The organism is Neobacillus kokaensis (assembly GCF_014656545.1).
Taxonomy (GTDB): Bacteria; Bacillota; Bacilli; order Bacillales; family Cytobacillaceae; genus Neobacillus; species Neobacillus kokaensis.
This window is the reverse complement of the sequence record NZ_BNDS01000006.1, coordinates 158,799-176,363: the sequence shown is the minus strand read 5'-3', so window position 1 is coordinate 176,363 and position 17,565 is coordinate 158,799. Positions and strand designations below refer to the sequence as shown.

The following is a 17,565-nucleotide window of genomic DNA, read 5'->3' as shown; positions in this document are numbered from 1 at the left end:
AAATAGTTTCGTTTTATTTAAAAATTTATTTAAGACTTATAGAATGAAAGCAAACAAAAAGCGAGCATGTATGATGCTCGTTTTAAGTAATCTATATTTGATGAGGAAATTTGGCAGTTATTAGATATGATTTCTATTCCTCCTCCACCTCTTCATCGATGATACTTTTTTCAATTAAATATTCAAAGGTAATGTCAGCGATTTCTTCCAATTCTTCTTCACTCGGTACATATCCCCTTTTAACAAGTTCATGGAAGAAGAATTCAGCAATTTCTTCTGTATCGATAAATACTTCGATTTCTCTCAAACCATCGACCCCCTTTTTACAGAATGTATGAGCATCAATGTCTTTTCATGCAAGGAAACTTTAGCTGATTGTTAATCACTTGGAATTTTATGGGTTCATTGATTTTTTGATGTTCTTCAGTCATTTTTTATTAGGACGAGCATAGGATGGTTGTAAAGAAAATTACCGGGGTGGTTACATGTCTAATTTACAATCAAAGCTGGAGCTTTGGATAAATGATGTTAATCAAGAGGATGGTATTACTTTAAGCCTATTTGCAAAAATCACTGACACAATGTTTTCTTTGATTAAATGGGCAGGAATACCTTTTGTCCTTTATTTATTGTTTGAAATTGCTAGATGGTGAGCTAAACATGGCTTTTCCCATCATCTCTAGCTATATTTTCCAATTTCCTCAGTATCACGCGCATAACCTGATAATATTCTTCATCATGAAATAATTCGTATAAAATCCGATAATCATTATAGATATCTAAAAGATGATCAATTAACTCCTTTTTCTCTTTTTTCTTTGTAATCTCTTCAAGCTCTGCTTTCCTTAACATATTTTGTAAAGATGGATTTTTTAAAATCTTATCTTGCCTACTTACTAAGTATAGAAGACCTAGCTTTTGAATGAACGTATCGGCACTTTCTGCATCAGCAACAAGAGTTAGTTCTTCTTCTCCGGCCTCAAGCCATTCCCCATCGCTTATCCGGGTGAGTTCATATATGACATCCTCCCAGGCATCCTCTTTATAACGCCAAATCTCCGTTCGAAAACCGACCACTTTAAATAAATCAGCACCGTAGCCGCTTACCTGAACCAAATCACCGATAAAAAACTTATATTCAATATCTATATGCTCCTGCTCCATGACAGTTCCTTCATATTCTGAAAGCAATTCCAAGGACGATTCCATAAATAACCCATGACTTTTATTTACTTCATATACATAATTACCATCAAGCCACTTCACATCTGTTATTTTACCAACTGTACCGTAAATCGTAATGACAACAGTATCACCGATATTATACTTTGGTTTCTTTCGTTGTGTCATTTCCTCCCATCCCCTCAAATGAATAACCGTAAATTTTGATTACATTATTATATGCGAGGGGGAAAACAAACGCGCTTTTTCTATCATAAAATGAAAAAATCGCCTCAAAGTCAAAGGCGATAAAGAATATTTTCAAATATTATTTTCCGAACTAACATATTGCTGCCATGCTTCATCAAATATAGACATCGACTCTAAATAATGTCCGTTTAATTCAAGGTAAGCTGTAATTTCATAATAATCATCAGAATGCTTTGGAAAGCTATGATCCAAATAGGCATCATTAGCAAATCGACTAATTGCATCCTTAGGTGCCGGATGTCGAAACTTCAATAAAAAATGATAAAAAGATTTCCTCATATACGAACGCCCTTCTCTTCCAGTCTCGTTTTACAATTATACTATAAAGGATACCGCGAAAAAAGAGTGCCTGACACCATTGTGGATAACTGAGTTATCCACAATGGTGTCAGGCATCAATTATTTAAGACGAAAAGTCGAAATAGTTTCGTTTTAATAATCTTGGAATCTCCATGAGCTTCTGAAAAGTAGTTACTTTTCCAATTTGTTTGCAGTCGATTAGAAATAATTGATCTTCGATTTCCTTTACGATTGCTTCGCTTTGGTAAATCATGGAGCAATCGGGACAGGAATAGGTTGGTGTTTCGGTAATTTCGATTGCCCTCGTGCCGTCCGGAAGTTCCCAAAAAACGGAACTGGCAATACATTCAACGTTTTCACTGCTGCACCATTCGCATATTGTTTTCATGTATGCAGCCCCCCTATTCCTTTACTCGATCAGCTGTCGATTCGGTTTTTGTTTCTTTCTTGATTACGGCTTGATATTTCTTTTCTTTTAATTCATCCCGTTTACCGCGTTTATCCTTTAACGTCATATGCTGCGGATCTTGGTTGTATGATTGCCTTCGATTCAGTCGCGTTAAGCCATCAGGAACAAGGTTAAAGTGTTCATCATTCATAATTCCGGCAATCCCGTTATGCGATTTTTTCTCATCCATTTCCGGATAAATTTCTTTAAAATAGCCTTCCGCCCGTCCAGGAATATAATTTTCTGGCTCTGGATACGACGTAATAACCCCTTCAAAATTACGGAGGACAATCTTTTCCGGACTTTGCGAGATAAGGTAGTTCGGCTGCAGCGCAATTTTCCCTCCGCCCCCTGGAGCATCGACGACAAAGGTTGGAACCGCATAGCCGCTTGTATGGCCTCTCAAGCCCTCGATAATCTCCAGTCCTTTTGAGACAGGTGCACGGAAATGACCGATTCCCTCTGATAAGTCACATTGATAAATATAATATGGGCGGACTCGAATTTTCACTAGATCATGCATGAGTTTTTTCATAATTGGCACGCTGTCATTGATACCCGCTAGGATAACAGACTGGTTGCCAACCGGCACACCGGCATTTGCCAGCATTTCACAGGCACGTTTCGAATCTTCCGTAATTTCAATCGATGTATTAAAATGAGTATTTAACCAGATTGGATGATATTTTTTTAATATATTACACAGGTTCTCAGTAATTCTTTGTGGGAATACAACTGGTGCTCTTGTGCCAATTCGAATAATTTCGACATGGTCAATTTCTCGTAAATTCTTTAATATATACTCTAAAATATTATCATTTATTAGCAGCCCATCTCCCCCGGAAATTAATACGTCTCTCACCTGCGGGGTTTGACGTATATAAGAAATAGCGGCGTCCAGCTGTTTTTTCGGAACCCCCATGCCAATTTGACCGGAAAAACGTCTCCTCGTACAGTACCGACAATACATGGAACATTGATTTGTTACGAGAAACAGAACCCGGTCCGGGTAGCGGTGCGTTAACCCAGGTGTGGGTGAATCTTCATCTTCATACAACGGATCTTCCAAATCATATTTTGTTTTATAAATTTCTTTTGAAATCGGCACTGATTGCATGCGAATCGGGCAGCGCGGATCGTCTGGATTCATTAAGGAAGCGTAATATGGTGTAATATTTAAGGGGATTGTCTTAGTAGAAATTCTGACGCCTTCTTCTTCATCGGGTGTTAGATTGATAACCTTTTTTAAGTCCTCTAATGTACGAATTGTATTCGTCAATTGCCATAACCAATCATTCCATTGCTCATCGGTTATATCTTTCCAAAGCTCGATTTCCTTCCAATGCCTTTTCGGCTTATATAAAAACTGTTTCATCATACATTCCTCCTATCTTGCCTCAATAATTAATAATGCAAGAATCGTGCCAAATTAAAAAATCGGCTTTAAAAGCGGATTTCATAATGAAACAGCCCTTTTTATCTGATTCTGAACAAAAAAAGTGCCGAAAATTCAGCACCTTACGTAGAAATTTTTTTTAATTTGTATTGTAACGTCTGCCTGGGGATCTCCAGAAGTTTCGCTGCTTGATTAATATTTCCTTCCGTTTGCTCCATAGCATTCAATATTAGTGCTTTTTCTAATTTCTCCATATTTTTTCTTAACGAGAGACTTTCCGATTCCTGATGCTTGTCACGTACTGGTGCTAACTGCTGTTTTAACATTACAGGCAGATCCTCGATTCCTAACCATTCCTTCTCACAAACGTTCATCATATATTCAATCGTATGTTTTAATTCGCGGACATTCCCCGGCCAATAGTAGTCACCAAAAAAGGCCTCAACGTTTTTTTCAATACCTTGAATGTTTTTTTGCAGCTGCTTATTAAAAAGTGAAATAAAATAATCGCTTAGGAAAAGGATATCCTCTTTTCGCTCCCTTAACGGAATTAATGAAAAGGTAAATACGTTGAGACGGTAGTATAGATCCGAGCGCAGCTTTTGCTCTTTTAATGCCTTGCCTGGATGGATATTGACCGCAGCAATTACACGGACATTCACCACGATATTTTCTGCCCCTCCTACCCTTCTAATGATGCCATCCTCTAACACCCGGAGAAGCTTTGCCTGTAATTCAATCGGCATGGCATGGAGTTCATCTAAGAAAAGGGTACCCCCATCAGCTAGTTCAAATAATCCTTTGCGCTCAACGGCCCCTGTATAACTGCCTTTTGCCGTTCCAAACAGAATACTTTCAAGCAGTGTTTCGGGAATTGCGGCACAATTCTGGGCAATGAATGGGCCAGTTGCCCTTAGCGATTCATGGTGAATTCCTTGGACAAACAGCTCCTTGCCCGTTCCAGATTCTCCATAAACGAGAATCGGAGAATCTGATTTGGCCAGCTTTCTCGCTTCATCCTTCATGTTCAAAAAAGAGGCATTGACCGTTTTTAAATCATTTAGTGTATAATTCACCTGTTTTTTTACCCTTTTCCTGCTGCCTTTTTTTAAGCCTTTTTGCAAATCCAGCAGCCGTTCAGCGAGTAATTTCATCCTGGAATAATCTTTGGCGATTTCAACCGCCCCAATTATTTCCTTATTTACAAAGATGGGTAATGTCGTATTTATGGTATCAATCCTAGTTCCATGGACATTGACATAAACCTGTGTCTGGTTAAAAATCGGCTTCCCGGTTTCGACCACTTTAAGCAGCGTGCTTGATTCCTCGGTTAACGAGGGGAATGCCGCGAGCAAGTGTTTTCCTAGTACTTCTTTGATCTCCATCCCATCATGCTTGGCTGCCACCTCATTATAAAAAATGGTCTTTCCCTCGGTGTTTACGACATGAATTCCTTCATCAATACTCTTCAGAATAGCTGCAAGCACTTCTTGCGTTAAGGCGGTAAGTTGACCCATCGCTATCACCTTCCCTTTATTACAAATTAATGAGGTGCCGAATAATGGGCAGCTTAAGCCGAATTTTTAGCAGTTTGCCAGATTCTTAACCCACATATTCATATTTTCAAGCTTGTCATATATAAATACATTATTCATTAGCCTTCCACGGTATTTGTAGCCAAGCTGGTAAAGGGCAGCATTCATGCCAAAGGACAGGGACCTTGCAATGGAATATGCGCAAAATATTCCATTCCGTATAAGCTCTTGTTCAAGCTCCTGTAACAGCAGCTTCATCAGTCCATACTTTCTGTGTTCTGTTAGTGTGGCACAATCCGTTAGTTCCGCATTTTTATAGAAGGAATTTATTTCTGCTGAAGCGGCGCTGACGATTTCTCCTTTATAATAAAACGTATAATAGATTGTTCCGTCATTCATTGTCTTTTTCACATATTCTGGATTATTTAATGGCGTTGGATAGATTTGAAACACCTGACGGTAAAGGGCTGACAGCTTTTCAGCATCGCTTGTTTCCGCTTTTTTTAAAGTATATTCCTTTGGAGGAAAGATTTTCTGAGAGGGGGCCTCTAATTGATATATACTGTGAATCATTCCATCTTCTGTCATCCAGTGTTCATTTTTTTTACGATCTGAAGTATAAAACTTTGTGAAAAACCAGGCGTCAGTCCCATGAAAATAACGATCCACAATCGCTTCCGGCTGGAAACCCTGCTCGTAGAAGGCGAGAATATCTTCGGAGCGCCCTTTTATAATCAATTTTTCCGCATGATGTTCATGGACTAGCTCCTCAAGCTTGTTTATAATTAACTGAATGTTCCCGCGATAATCATCACAGCGAATTCTTTTATTGAATGAATCAAGACAAACCTCCATATTAAACGTAAGTTCCTGCAGACATATAGTAACCGGTAATTGACTCATCTCGATCTCTCCCTTCATTTGAATTCAACGCCTAATCATATTGCAGTCGCGAAAAAATGCCTGGCTATAGAATAAGCCAGACATTTTCCCAAAATAATTTCCACGCTTATTCGTTTACTTCTTCTTCAAGAACCCTGTAAATCCCTTCCTAATTTACAAAAAAGCTTAGTTACAGTCGTCCACCCCGCACCAGTTCAAAATAGTCAGTGCAATAATTTCACTAGCAGCAAACAAATCGTCTAATACAATATATTCATTGGCATCGTGAGCCATTTCGGTTACTCCCGGACCGAATACAACAACCGGAGTATCGCCGACATTTGATAATATTCCGCCATCAGTTCCCCATGGACTCGCTTCGATTACAGGTGTTCTCCCCATGACTTCTTTAAAACTATTAGTGAGTTCAGTCATCAATGGATGGTCACCTTCCAAGCTTCCAGGAAGCCACCTAGCACCAAACCATTCAATTTTCAGCGGATTTTCCCGCAGCCATCCATCTTGTTCGCCCAATTCCTGGAGACAAGACTCCATTTCAAGCTGGGCCGATTCCATTGTTTCCTCAGGAGCTACCCCCATCCTGCCTTCGATAATGGCGGTGTCAGGAACCGAAGATGGCCATTCGCCGCTTGTAATTTTTCCGATATTAATCGGGACCGGAATTGGAATGTCTTTATACAGCGGATCTTTGATTTTGGCATTTCTTTGATTCTCTAATTGTTGTAATCTTTGAATGACTAAGACCGCCTTTTCAATAGCGCTGGTTCCCTCGTAGCGGGTACCTCCATGAGCAGCCTTGCCCGGAACGGTGATTCTAAACCACATTGACCCTTGCTGCTTCGGAAACAGCTTCATATTCGTCGGCTCCGGGATAATTGCCCCATCTGCTCGATAGCCTCGTAAAACAGCAGCCAAGCTCCCGGCCCCGCCGCTCTCTTCTTCTATAACACTTTGAAAAATAATATCGCCTTTCAGCTTAATTTCACTGGCAATGATCGATTCAATCGCTAGTAACAGGGCTACATTCCCGCCCTTCATATCGGTTGCCCCTCTTCCATACATCTTGCCGTCCTCAATATGACCACTGAATGGATCATGTCTCCAGCTTGTTTCATCACCAACCGGTACCACATCAATATGACCGTTCAAAATAAGCGATTTCCCGCCGCCTGCTCCCTTTAAAACTGCAACAAGGTTTGGGTTACCTTCGAAGTCCTTGCGGTCGCAAAAAAAGGCAGGGTGATTTTTCAATTCATTACCGCCAATTTCCCATATATCAAGCTTTAAACCAAGCTGACGGCATTTTTCAATGATCACGGCTTGGGTGCTGCTTTCATTTCCCCTCGTACTGTTTTCCTGGACAATTTTTTGCAGCAGCTTAATCCCTCTCACCCGATTCTCCCTCAGCCATGTCCTGACTTTATGGTCTTCTTTCTTCAAGTTGCTCCACTCCCTAACTTCATTTAATAGCTTATGTTCCGAATCTCCTCACAAATATCGAAATCACAACCGGTTTTTTTGACTACTTCTTCCATGTCATAAGGTGGAAACAGTTCTGTTAGCAGCAAGCCTTGGTCTGTAACTTGAAACACCGCCAGTTCCGTAATGATTAAGTCGACACATCGGCTAGAGGTTAATGGCAGCGTACATTCTTTCACAATTTTCGGATTCCCCTGTTTGTCACAATGATTCATAAGCACAATGACCTTTTTTGCCTTTTGTGCAAGCTCCATTGCTCCGCCCATCCCGGGCACCTTTTTTCCCGGTACAATCCAATTGGCAAGATCCCCCTTTTCACTGACTTCAAGCGAGCCAAGGATGGTAATATCAACTCTCCCTTTACGAATCATCGCAAAGGCGACTGTACTATCACAATAGGAGCCGCCGGTGTTTAATGTAACTGGAAAGCCCCCGGCATTACAAAGATTTTCGTCCTCTTCCCCTTTCCTAGGGCTTGGACCCATTCCAGTAATCCCATTTTCAGCATGAAACATGACCGTTACCTCTTTTGACAAATGGTTAGGAACAAGTGAAGGGATACCAATCCCTAAATTAACAACCATACCATGGTGGATTTCCTCCGCTGCTCGTCTTGCTAATTTATTGCGGATATCTATTCCCATGCCCATTTCCAATTCACCCCTTTCGTCGGTATCACATAATCAACGAAGACACCCGGGGTAATAATCTCTTCAGGATCTAGACTGCCAAGCGGCACAATCTCCTCTACTTCGGCAATCGTAATTTCCCCTGCCATCGCCACAAGCGGATTGGTATTTCGGGCACTTTTGTCATAAATTAAATTCCCATATTCATCGGCTTTTTTAGCATATACAATTGAAACATCTGCTGTTAAAGCGCTTTCCACCAAATACTCCTTCCCATTCAGTGAAAGTTTTGGTTTGTTTGTTACCACTATTTCATTATCCATACCGATATCAGAGAGAATCCCCGGAAGTCCGACACCCCCCGCTCGAATTCTTTCCGCCAAAATGCCTTGCGGAGAAAATTCTACTTCCAGCCGGCCATCCTGCATCATTTTTCCGGCAAAAGGGTTGGAACCAATATGGGAGGCAATTACCTTAGCTGCCCGTTCCTCACTAACCAGCCTGCCTATACCTATCTGGGGAAAACCGGTATCATTCCCGATTAAAGTTATGTTTCTAATCCCTTTTTCAAGAATACCATCAATAATAGTCGGAGGGGATCCGACCCCGCCAAATCCGCCAAACATCAGTGACATCCCATCATGAAAAAACGCAAGGACAGTCTCTAACGTCGTAACTTTCCCAAACACATTTTTCATTTAAGAACCACCTGCTATCACGCCAGAATCATTTGCAAAGGAAGTAAATGTTTCATTTAATAACACAATCAATTCGTCTATCTCCTTTTCCGTTATCGTTAATGGAGGAGCAATCATGATGGAATCACCATTCACCCCATCTATACCTGAACCAGCTGGATACACAATCAGTCCTTTTTCCTTTGCAAGCGATACCATTTTCTGTGTAATCAACGCCTGACGCGGATAAGGTTTTTTCCCGCTGCTGTCGGCAACAAATTCGATGCCAAGCATTAGTCCTTTACCACGGATATCACCGATAAACAAAAATTGTTCCTTTAATTTTTCAAGCTGATCTCTTAGGTAATTTCCCTTAGATTCTACCTGGCTCATAATTTTATTTTTTTCGATAAATTCAAGAACAGCTAAAGCGATGGCACATGACTGCGGGTTGGCACTTAGTGTATGACCGCTCATTACTTGTTTAGTACCAGCCAATATTGGTTTCATCACCTTTTCACTTGCAACTGCAGCGGCAATTGGAGCATATCCCGCTCCCATCCCTTTTCCTAACGTAACAATATCTGGCGTAATGTCCCAGTGTTCACAGGCAAGCATCTTCCCTGTCCGAAAAGATCCAGTCATTACTTCATCTGCAATAAATAAAATATTGTTTGCCTCACAGATTTGTTTAATAACTTTAAAATATTCATCTGGTGGCGCAATTGCCCCGCCTGCCGCCCCAATAATAGGTTCTGCGATAAATGCCGCAATTTTATCCGCACCGATTCTGTTTATCGCTGTTTCCAGTTCCCGTGCGCAAGCATACTGGCATGAAGGGGCTTCAAGTTTGTACGGACAGCGATAGCAATATGGAGGATTGATCACAGGGAAATCCTCCAAGAGAGGAACAAAGCGTGCCCTTCTTCCGGTATGTCCAGACATAGAAAGCGCCCCGAGAGTAATCCCATGATAACTGACCCATCTTGATAAAACCTTCGTTTTCGTGTGAATCCCCTTTTCCTGCCAATATTGAATCGCCATTTTCATTGCTGTCTCAGTTGCCTCCGAGCCGCTGTTCACAAAGAAGCTCCAATTCAGATCACCTGGGGTAAGTTCGGCAATCTTCTCGGCCAATCTCTCCGCCGCTTCACTTGTAAATTGTGAACGGTACACGAAGGAAACCTTTTTCGCCTGCTCATTCATGGCGTCCATAATTTCAGGAACACCATGGCCGATGTTGGCTGTTACCGCTCCAGATGCTGCATCCAAATACTTTTTCCCATCCATATCAAATAAATAGACACCTTTCCCGTAATCAATAACGGGATACATTTCATCCAAAACTGGTTTGATTAAAAAAGAGCGTTTCACAGGATTCCCACATCCTTCTTTAATAAGTCAGACCTTATTGAAATTGTATGATTCATACTTTTGTTTCTTTCATCATTACAACAGAAAAAAACAAACCACAGCCCGGTCTGGTTATGTAGACATGTAATTATATGAAAGGAAAACAGTAAATTTTATTTCCATCCCCATTTTCTGTATACTCAAGGTAAACAGGAATTCCTAAAAAAACGAGGTGTGAAAATGGATAAACAGTACAAATTTGCAACATTTGCCGGGGGCTGTTTCTGGTGCATGGTCAAGCCGTTTGATGAACTGCCTGGGATTAAAAGAGTTGTTTCCGGCTATACATGGGGAACCGTTGAAAATCCAACCTATCAGCAAGTCTGTTCCGATACAACCGGGCATTATGAGGCAGTTCAAATAACGTATGACCCGGAAGTTTTTTCATATGAAAAATTATTAGAATTGTTTTGGCAGCAAATCGATCCAACTGATCCCGGCGGCCAATTCTATGACCGCGGCCAATCATACCAAACGGCTATTTTTTATCATGATGTGGAACAGAAGAAATTAGCAGAGGAATCAAAACAGGCATTACAGGCAAGCGGAAGGTTTAATAAACCGGTTGTGACACCAATTTTGCCTGCAGAGCCATTCTATCCCGCGGAAGAATATCATCAACATTACTATAAGAAAAACCCAGCACACTATGAGCGATATCAAATTGGATCAGGCAGAAAAGGTTTTATTGAAGAGCATTGGAGTGATATAAAAAAATGACCAAAAAAGATCTAGAACAGTTAAAAAAAGATTTAACGGAAATGCAATATGCTGTCACACAACAAAACGGCACAGAACCGCCATTCCGGAATGAATATTGGAATGAAACGCGAGACGGAATTTATGTCGATATCGTTTCCGGCAAGCCTTTATTTACATCGCTTGATAAATTCGACGCAGGCTGCGGCTGGCCAAGCTTTACAAAACCGATTGAAGAGGAAGAAATCTTAGAAAAAGAGGACTACAGCCATTTCATGGTACGCACAGAGGTAAGAAGTAAAACAGCGGATTCACACTTAGGACACGTCTTTAATGACGGACCCGCGCCAACAGGCCTTCGCTATTGCATCAATTCCGCTGCCCTTAGATTTATCCCTAAGGAAGATCTTGAAAAAGAAGGTTACGGAGTATTTATTAAATTATTTGAGGAAAAGTAAAAGCCGCTGACAGCGGCTTTTTGTTATGAGCTCTTCCCTTTCTGTTTAGATATAGAAGTCATGCCGCCTGAGAGGACAAACTTCATCGCATCCTCTGGTTTAACGTCAATGATTTCTACTTGTTCCTTAGGAACTAGGAAGGTGAAACCGGCAACCTGAAAGGTTTGTGGTACATAGACAGCAACATGGGCCTTTAAAGGGCTGTAGAAATCCTCTAGCTGCTCTGAAGTAATAAACCCGATACTGCGCATTTCTGTTCCTGGAATTACGACCAGGGCTACTTTAGAAAAGGCCTTTTTATCCCCTAAAAAGGATTGAATCGTATCTTTAATGACGGAATAAATCGTTTTAACAATCGGGATTTTTTCAAGAAGAAGATCGATTACTTTAATGATTTTTCCGGTAATATACTTTGTCGACAGCCATCCTAAAATGGTAATCAAAACAATCGTTGTAAGCAGGCCGATACCTGGAATGTAATCCTCCCTTAAGTAAGGTCTTAAAGAATTACCGAGTAAACTGTCTAAAAATATAAAAGTTTTGTAGATTACATAAATAACGAGGATAATCGGGACAATCGTTAAAATCCCGTTAATAAAGCTTTTCAAAATTGTTTTCATTCATTCCACCTATTTTTTCTAAGATTGTCCATTAAATAATATAGGCGAATACACATACAGGTCAAGCACCTACTACATAAAGTAGCAGAGAAAAGACACAAATCTTTAGAGGAGTGAATGCAGATGTATGGAATGGGTGGATATGGATATGGAATGGACGGATGCTGCGGTTACGGGTATCCGGCAATGGGAGGCTGCGGCTATGGCGGCGGTTTCGGATTTGGCTTTGGCGGTTTTGCGTTAATTGTTGTGTTATTCATTCTGTTAATCATCATTGGCGCTAGCTGGGCCTATTAATTTTAAAAAAACAGGCTGACTCAATAAAAGAGTCAGCCATTTTTTACCTAACCAATAATTACCTTTTCCTTAGGGTAATGAATTTTTTCACTGGTGCCTTTTCCTCTTAGCATCAACAGGCAGGTTACGATACCAACCCGTCCGATAAACATGAGGATAATAATTAAGATTTTTCCAAATAACGACAGGTTCGGAGTTAATCCCAGCGATAAACCATTTGTACCAAAAGCGGAAGAAACTTCAAAAATCACTTGGATGACCGTTCCTTGTTCGGTAATAGACAGGGTAAGGATTGAAATTAAGCACAAAAAGGCACCTGTACTCATGACAATAAAGGACTTTAATACATCATCATGGTTCAGTTCGCGTTTAAAAATTTTAATGGAGCCTTTTCCTTGGGCATAAAAGATAATGGCCAGAATCACAATTGCAAAGGTTGTCGTTCGAATCCCGCCGCTGGCACTGCTCGGTGAGCCGCCAATGAACATAAGGATCGCCATGAAAAGCTGATTACTTGGCGTAAATTCATTAATGTCCGTTGTAGCAAGTCCAGCACTCTTTGATGTGACCGAATGAAATAAGGAATAAAATATCGAATCATACCAGCTTGTTGTAGCAAAAAAGTGATGGCTATCCAACAGATAGATAAAAATGGCTCCTAAAAACGTAATGATAATAAAGGTTGAAGTGGTCAGCTTCGTAAATAAGGTAAAATGAAACCTTCTTTTCGTCCTATATGTAACAATAAATTCATAAACCTCGACAATAACTGGAAAACCAATCGCTCCAAAAACAATTAATAACATAACGATTGTTTGAACAAAGTAGTCATTTTTAAACGGAATTAGTGACTCTCCTGTTATATCGAATCCTGCGTTAGTTGCCGCACTGATGGCCGCAAAAAAGCCATGTTTAAAAGCAGTATAGCCGCTGTTGTATTCATTAAGAAAGCAAAACCCTAAAATAATGCCGCCAAGAATCTCAATCGATATAAAAATGACAAAGATCCGTTTTGCCAGCTGTACTAGCCCGGCAAGGTTGGATTGATTTTGATCAATCATAATTAATTGCCGTTCCTTTAATCCTACCTTTTTACCAATCATGACCCAAAGAAAGGTACTAAGGGACATGACGCCGAGTCCGCCTAATTGCAGTATTAAACAAAGCAAGAAAATCCCAAAATTATTAAACGTATCTTTAATGGTCACCACACTCAACCCTGTGACACTTACAGCACTTGCGGCGGTAAACATCGCATCAATAAAGCTCAACTCTACATTTGGACGAAGCGCCAGCGGTATTTTCAGTAAAAGTGTAGAAACAACAAGAGCTGAAAGATAGAAAATAACGATTAATTGAAATGCCGATAGTTCTTTTGATTTCGATTGAATTTTTTGAATCGCACTCATGTAATCTTACCTCATCATTTAATCAATGTTATTCTATAATACCACAGGAAAAAATATAAAAAACAACCGAACCAGTATTTTTTACTGATTCGGTCCGTTATTACCTAAAAGCTCTTTCTTTGCTTATGAACTTTTTTCCACCTTTTTCTTTCTTCAGATTGAGCTCGTTTATCAGCTTTTCTTTCAATAAACGCAAGCTCTTTTTGGAGCTTATGATAACTGACAAGTCGTTCAGCTGTTAGCAGGCCTGATTCAATCGCTGTCTCGACGGCACAGCCAGGTTCATTCCGGTGAGAACAATCTTTGAATTTACATTGAGAAGCCAGCTGTTCAATATCCGAAAAGGTTTCCGACAGTCCTTCAGAGCTATTCCATAATTGGAGCTCCCGCATCCCCGGTGTATCAATCAAAATACAGCCATTTGGCAGCAGCACCAGCTCTCTGTGAGTAGTTGTGTGCCTGCCCTTATCATCAGACATTCTGATATCATTTACCAATTGTTTTTCTTCACCTAATAATCGATTTGTTAAGGTAGATTTGCCAACGCCTGAGGAGCCAAGTAAGGCAATGGTTTTACCAGGCTGTAAATATGGTGCTAATTTTTCTAGACCTTCATTTGTCTCGGCGCTAATTGGTATAATGGGTACACCTCCGAATGAGACGGATTCTACTTCAGCCTTTTTCTCTTCAATATTTGAACAAAGGTCCGCTTTACTTAGCACAATTACCGGATTTGCTCCGCTTTCCCATGCTAACAAGAGATACCGCTCGATTCTTCGGACATTTAAATCCTCATTTAAAGAGTTAACAAGAAAAACAGTGTCCACATTAGCCGCGACAATTTGCTCTTCTGCGGTATTCCCCGCCTGCTTCCTTGAAAATTTACTCTTCCTAGGCAAGACCTTTAAAATGGTACCTTTTCCTTCTTCTATCCTAGGCTTTAAAGCTACCCAGTCACCAACTGCCGGAAAGTCCTCTCTGCTGAATGCTTGAAAGCTGAATTTTCCCGATACTTCACAAAGCAATTCATGATGTTCCGTCCAAACGCGGTACATCCGTTTATGTTCAAGAGCCACTCTGCCAAAAATTAAACTTTCCTCTGTCATCAAGTTGTCAAACTCTGTTTTCATTATCTCAGTTAATCCAATTGAAAATAAATTCATTCTAAATTCCTCCATGCTAAAAAATAAATTAAAAAACCATAGGCATGCACAGCCCATGGTTTCATTTGCATAAAAGGAACATAGAAAAATGAAATCACTAACAATTAAAGTTATGGGCTGTGCCAACAATATTCAGATAAAAGTTATCGTTCGTTGTTTGAATAAACATTGCACATCACCCGCTTTCATGTATTTTACAATTTATAGTATATGTAATTTTTGACTCTTTGTAAACAAAAAAATGAAATATATCCAAATTATTACTCCTATAGGCACCTAGTATGAAAACTTGAATACTTTATGTTGTAACAGATTTTTTAGGAGTTGGTCGTATGTCCGATACGAGAAATCAGGGTGATTATCTGCAAAAGGCTGCGATGTATGATTCATTAGCTCAATTTTACAAATATACTAATCCAACCTATCATATGCATTTTTACCTAAAGCACTTGCATTACATGAATAAAGCCATTACGATGATTCGCACCCAGCCTCAATTGACCCCGGAGGAAGCAAAGATTCGTGTATTTCATACCTCCTATGATTCTTCCAATATTGATTTTTATGTAAATGGAAAAAGAGTTTTAAGTGATCTTCCATTTAAGAATGTAAGTACCACTCTTGCTTTAAATCCTGGCAAGTACCATGTTGATATATATCCTTCAGGTAATATGGTGGACAGTGTTTTAAATAAAAAAATCATCGTAGAACCAGGCAAATCGTACACTCTGACAACGATTGATTCGATGAAGAAAATGCGTTTGCTTCAGTTCGAAAACCAGCCGGTGATTCCAAGAAATGAAGCACAGTTTCGCTTTATTCATTTATCGCCGGATACACCAGCACTGGATATTGCCGTAAAAAACCGGGATGTAATTTTTCAAAAGATAGCCTATAAGCAGGCAACCGACTATTTAGGATTAACCCCGATGACAGTTGACCTTGAAACCAGGGAAACCGGAACCAAGACAGTAATCTTATCTATGCCAAAGCTGCAATTTACCGCAAATAAAAGCTACACCATTGCACTCATCGGATTAACAAAAGGTGAGCCGTTACTTCAGTTTATTAGTATGGAAGATTAAAAGAGCACAAGGTGCGTGACACCGCAATTTTTTGTGATGTCACGCACCTCTATGAGTCAACCGACTTATTTTACTGGTACTAAAATGGTGAAAGCAATGTTATCGTTTTTTAGATCAAACCTATCTGCTTTAATTTTCAAATCACTTTTCAGCTTTAATTGCTGCATGTTAATATAAATTAGCTCGTCCTTTGGTCTGATAATAACACCATTAGGCAGCTTATAATTATCACTGATAAACCTTAATATATACGAAATTGGCAGCGGCATGTCTCCTAGTGACATCGACTTTTGCCTTAGAACCAAGTCACCGTTTTTTAATGCCTTCGGTTCAAAGGTTAATTTCATATTTAATTCTTCACTAAAAACAGGTATTTTTCCATATAACTCCACTTCATCTGCCAGTAGCACACGATAATGAATCGGGGAATCAGCGGCTTCTTCCTCTAAATAATGATTGATCAGTTTATTCAAATCATCCTTGTTGGATTTTACATGAAACGATACATGCTCCCCCGCCTGCCGTTTGGCAAACTTTTGCTCCACATCTTCGTATGATTTCGTTATAAGCGAATAAATAATAATTGCGAACAAAAGGTTAATCCCCAGCAGCACCAGGAATCCAATTTTCCATTTGTTTTTCATAAAAATTTTAATTCTCCTCTGTACTTACCATTAATGTCTTCTTCTCTAGTTCAGGAATGACTTGTTCACCAAGAGCCTCATTCAGTCTTTCGGCAATGAGCTGATAACCTTTGTCGTTTGGGTGGAAATGATCCGTATAAAAGAGGTTTTCATTTGTGTTTAAAAATAAATCGTCAATTTCAACAAAGTAGGCGTTAGGATAATTAACTATGACAGACTGCCCTGTTTTATTCCATTCCGATACGATTTTATCCATTTCTTTAATATGAGAAAACCATTTCGTGAAGGGATTATACATTCCTACTAACACAATCGAAGCATTAGGGTTTTCCTGAACAATTGTCTGGATAATTTGTGTTAGGTGGTCTCGATACGTTTCTTTTTCTTTAATAAAGTCCGAAAGCTGCAAATTGGAGAAATGGTCTCGTACGACCTTCATTATATCATTGCCGCCGATCGTCAGAATCACTAAATCAGCTTTGTCCAGCACAGGTTTTAATTCCGGGGATTTTAATCGTTTTAACAGCTGTGTCGTTCGGTTTCCTTTGACACCATAATTATAAAAATCGACTTCTTTAATTCCTTTATCTTTTTCAAGCATCATTTCTAAATAAGGCAAATATCCGCCTTGGCCTGTACTGTCACCAACGCCTTGTGTTAAGGAATCACCTGCTGATAACACGGTTAAGTTTCGTGGCGAAAAATCAGAAGGAATGGGCGCAAAAGCTTGAACTGCTGTCTTCTTTTCTGGATGTAGCACCAATTGATCCGTTTCGCTGCAAGAGGCAAGCATTAACACTGAGAGAATAAGAGGGGTGAAGATTTTTTTCATGATTATTCACCTGCCTTCTAAACTATCTTTATCCCGCTTTAACGGGCAGAAAATTTCTTCACTTCAAGGCTTTGCTTATTCAGAGAAGTCAATCGTAAAGGAACAACTGCCCGTAAAAGCCCGATTGGTTCAACTAACAATTCATTG

At 39.8% G+C, this 17,565-nt stretch carries 21 protein-coding genes; 5 read left to right on the top strand and 16 right to left on the bottom strand.

The genetic code is table 11. The annotated features are described in order from the left end of the window. Nucleotides 1-133: 133 nt before the first annotated feature. Nucleotides 134-307, bottom strand: a complete 174-nt coding sequence (locus tag IE222_RS09330) for a YozD family protein (RefSeq protein WP_191272037.1) — start codon at nt 305-307, stop codon at nt 134-136. Nucleotides 308-485: 178 nt separating this feature from the next. Here IE222_RS09330 and IE222_RS09325 point away from each other — a divergent pair, with 178 nt between their 5' ends. Continuing rightward, the gene (locus IE222_RS09325) at nt 486-653 is read left to right on the top strand and encodes a hypothetical protein (protein WP_191272035.1); all 168 of its coding nucleotides are present in this window, start codon (nt 486-488) and stop codon (nt 651-653) included. Between the two features lies 1 nt (nt 654). Here the strand turns inward: IE222_RS09325 and yodN are convergent, their stop codons facing one another. From yodN to IE222_RS09275, 10 genes are all read right to left on the bottom strand, one after another. Continuing rightward, nucleotides 655-1,350 (bottom strand): germination protein YodN, encoded by a 696-nt coding sequence (gene yodN, locus IE222_RS09320; protein WP_191272033.1) that lies wholly within the window; start codon nt 1,348-1,350, stop codon nt 655-657. A gap of 132 nt (nt 1,351-1,482) precedes the next feature. Continuing rightward, entirely contained in the window at nt 1,483-1,710 is a 228-nt protein-coding gene (locus tag IE222_RS09315; protein ID WP_191272031.1) for a YozE family protein, read from the bottom strand. A gap of 124 nt (nt 1,711-1,834) precedes the next feature. Then, a complete protein-coding gene (locus tag IE222_RS09310) occupies nt 1,835-2,119 on the bottom strand; it encodes a YokU family protein (RefSeq protein WP_191272029.1) in 285 nt (94 codons plus the stop codon). A 13-nt stretch (nt 2,120-2,132) separates the two neighbouring features. Further along, nucleotides 2,133-3,554, bottom strand: a complete 1,422-nt coding sequence (kamA, locus tag IE222_RS09305) for a lysine 2,3-aminomutase (protein ID WP_191272027.1) — start codon at nt 3,552-3,554, stop codon at nt 2,133-2,135. A gap of 143 nt (nt 3,555-3,697) precedes the next feature. After that, nucleotides 3,698-5,092 carry a sigma-54 interaction domain-containing protein gene (locus IE222_RS09300; RefSeq protein WP_191272025.1) on the bottom strand — a complete coding sequence of 465 codons (1,395 nt, stop codon included), beginning with the start codon at nt 5,090-5,092 and terminating at the stop codon, nt 3,698-3,700. Between the two features lie 66 nt (nt 5,093-5,158). Further along, entirely contained in the window at nt 5,159-6,013 is an 855-nt protein-coding gene (gene ablB, locus IE222_RS09295) for a putative beta-lysine N-acetyltransferase (RefSeq protein ID WP_191272023.1), read from the bottom strand. Between the two features lie 165 nt (nt 6,014-6,178). Further along, nucleotides 6,179-7,453 (bottom strand): peptidase, encoded by a 1,275-nt coding sequence (locus IE222_RS09290; protein ID WP_191272021.1) that lies wholly within the window; start codon nt 7,451-7,453, stop codon nt 6,179-6,181. Nucleotides 7,454-7,476: 23 nt separating this feature from the next. Beyond that, entirely contained in the window at nt 7,477-8,142 is a 666-nt protein-coding gene (locus IE222_RS09285) for a 3-oxoacid CoA-transferase subunit B (protein WP_191272019.1), read from the bottom strand. Then, complete coding sequence (locus IE222_RS09280) at nt 8,127-8,819, bottom strand: CoA transferase subunit A (RefSeq protein ID WP_191272017.1); 693 nt, start codon at nt 8,817-8,819, stop codon at nt 8,127-8,129. The genes IE222_RS09285 and IE222_RS09280 overlap by 16 nt, the downstream gene beginning before the upstream one ends. Continuing rightward, complete coding sequence (locus IE222_RS09275) at nt 8,820-10,172, bottom strand: aspartate aminotransferase family protein (RefSeq protein WP_191272015.1); 1,353 nt, start codon at nt 10,170-10,172, stop codon at nt 8,820-8,822. 219 nt (nt 10,173-10,391) lie between these two features. Here IE222_RS09275 and msrA point away from each other — a divergent pair, with 219 nt between their 5' ends. Together msrA and msrB are read left to right on the top strand one after the other, a co-directional pair. Beyond that, complete coding sequence (gene msrA, locus IE222_RS09270; protein ID WP_191272013.1) at nt 10,392-10,931, top strand: peptide-methionine (S)-S-oxide reductase MsrA; 540 nt, start codon at nt 10,392-10,394, stop codon at nt 10,929-10,931. After that, the gene (gene msrB / locus IE222_RS09265) at nt 10,928-11,368 is read left to right on the top strand and encodes a peptide-methionine (R)-S-oxide reductase MsrB (RefSeq protein WP_191272011.1); all 441 of its coding nucleotides are present in this window, start codon (nt 10,928-10,930) and stop codon (nt 11,366-11,368) included. Before msrA ends, msrB begins: the two co-directional genes overlap by 4 nt. A 23-nt stretch (nt 11,369-11,391) precedes the next feature. Here the strand turns inward: msrB and IE222_RS09260 are convergent, their stop codons facing one another. Next, nucleotides 11,392-11,988: a DUF502 domain-containing protein gene (locus IE222_RS09260; protein WP_191272009.1), complete on the bottom strand. Its 597-nt coding sequence runs from the start codon at nt 11,986-11,988 to the stop codon at nt 11,392-11,394. 123 nt (nt 11,989-12,111) lie between these two features. Here IE222_RS09260 and IE222_RS26895 point away from each other — a divergent pair, with 123 nt between their 5' ends. After that, nucleotides 12,112-12,285: a YjcZ family sporulation protein gene (locus tag IE222_RS26895; RefSeq protein WP_370465025.1), complete on the top strand. Its 174-nt coding sequence runs from the start codon at nt 12,112-12,114 to the stop codon at nt 12,283-12,285. Between the two features lie 47 nt (nt 12,286-12,332). Here the strand turns inward: IE222_RS26895 and IE222_RS09250 are convergent, their stop codons facing one another. Together IE222_RS09250 and rsgA are read right to left on the bottom strand one after the other, a co-directional pair. Beyond that, complete coding sequence (locus tag IE222_RS09250) at nt 12,333-13,694, bottom strand: TrkH family potassium uptake protein (protein WP_191272007.1); 1,362 nt, start codon at nt 13,692-13,694, stop codon at nt 12,333-12,335. A 104-nt stretch (nt 13,695-13,798) separates the two neighbouring features. Beyond that, the gene (gene rsgA / locus IE222_RS09245; RefSeq protein ID WP_191272005.1) at nt 13,799-14,857 is read right to left on the bottom strand and encodes a ribosome small subunit-dependent GTPase A; all 1,059 of its coding nucleotides are present in this window, start codon (nt 14,855-14,857) and stop codon (nt 13,799-13,801) included. 332 nt (nt 14,858-15,189) lie between these two features. Between rsgA and IE222_RS09240 the strand changes: the two genes are divergently transcribed. Beyond that, nucleotides 15,190-15,942, top strand: a complete 753-nt coding sequence (locus tag IE222_RS09240) for a DUF4397 domain-containing protein (RefSeq protein WP_191272003.1) — start codon at nt 15,190-15,192, stop codon at nt 15,940-15,942. 65 nt (nt 15,943-16,007) lie between these two features. Here IE222_RS09240 and IE222_RS09235 read toward each other — a convergent pair whose 3' ends face one another. Further along, nucleotides 16,008-16,586, bottom strand: a complete 579-nt coding sequence (locus IE222_RS09235) for a YpmS family protein (RefSeq protein WP_191272001.1) — start codon at nt 16,584-16,586, stop codon at nt 16,008-16,010. A gap of 7 nt (nt 16,587-16,593) precedes the next feature. Then, a complete protein-coding gene (locus IE222_RS09230; protein ID WP_191271999.1) occupies nt 16,594-17,418 on the bottom strand; it encodes an SGNH/GDSL hydrolase family protein in 825 nt (274 codons plus the stop codon). Nucleotides 17,419-17,565: the final 147 nt, after the last annotated feature.

Excerpts from the sequence above, each read along its gene's own strand:
- IE222_RS09325 (WP_191272035.1), top strand. The coding sequence starts at position 486 with ATGTCTAATTTACAATCAAAGCTGGAGCTTTGGATAAATGATGTTAAT.
- yodN (WP_191272033.1), bottom strand. The coding sequence starts at position 1,350 with ATGACACAACGAAAGAAACCAAAGTATAATATCGGTGATACTGTTGTC.
- IE222_RS09315 (WP_191272031.1), bottom strand. The coding sequence starts at position 1,710 with ATGAGGAAATCTTTTTATCATTTTTTATTGAAGTTTCGACATCCGGCA.
- IE222_RS09310 (WP_191272029.1), bottom strand. The coding sequence starts at position 2,119 with ATGAAAACAATATGCGAATGGTGCAGCAGTGAAAACGTTGAATGTATT.
- kamA (WP_191272027.1), bottom strand. The coding sequence starts at position 3,554 with ATGAAACAGTTTTTATATAAGCCGAAAAGGCATTGGAAGGAAATCGAG.
- IE222_RS09300 (WP_191272025.1), bottom strand. The coding sequence starts at position 5,092 with ATGGGTCAACTTACCGCCTTAACGCAAGAAGTGCTTGCAGCTATTCTG.
- ablB (WP_191272023.1), bottom strand. The coding sequence starts at position 6,013 with ATGAGTCAATTACCGGTTACTATATGTCTGCAGGAACTTACGTTTAAT.
- IE222_RS09285 (WP_191272019.1), bottom strand. The coding sequence starts at position 8,142 with ATGGGCATGGGAATAGATATCCGCAATAAATTAGCAAGACGAGCAGCG.
- IE222_RS09280 (WP_191272017.1), bottom strand. The coding sequence starts at position 8,819 with ATGAAAAATGTGTTTGGGAAAGTTACGACGTTAGAGACTGTCCTTGCG.
- msrA (WP_191272013.1), top strand. The coding sequence starts at position 10,392 with ATGGATAAACAGTACAAATTTGCAACATTTGCCGGGGGCTGTTTCTGG.
- msrB (WP_191272011.1), top strand. The coding sequence starts at position 10,928 with ATGACCAAAAAAGATCTAGAACAGTTAAAAAAAGATTTAACGGAAATG.
- IE222_RS09260 (WP_191272009.1), bottom strand. The coding sequence starts at position 11,988 with ATGAAAACAATTTTGAAAAGCTTTATTAACGGGATTTTAACGATTGTC.
- IE222_RS26895 (WP_370465025.1), top strand. The coding sequence starts at position 12,112 with ATGTATGGAATGGGTGGATATGGATATGGAATGGACGGATGCTGCGGT.
- IE222_RS09250 (WP_191272007.1), bottom strand. The coding sequence starts at position 13,694 with ATGAGTGCGATTCAAAAAATTCAATCGAAATCAAAAGAACTATCGGCA.
- rsgA (WP_191272005.1), bottom strand. The coding sequence starts at position 14,857 with ATGAATTTATTTTCAATTGGATTAACTGAGATAATGAAAACAGAGTTT.
- IE222_RS09240 (WP_191272003.1), top strand. The coding sequence starts at position 15,190 with ATGTCCGATACGAGAAATCAGGGTGATTATCTGCAAAAGGCTGCGATG.
- IE222_RS09235 (WP_191272001.1), bottom strand. The coding sequence starts at position 16,586 with ATGAAAAACAAATGGAAAATTGGATTCCTGGTGCTGCTGGGGATTAAC.
- IE222_RS09230 (WP_191271999.1), bottom strand. The coding sequence starts at position 17,418 with ATGAAAAAAATCTTCACCCCTCTTATTCTCTCAGTGTTAATGCTTGCC.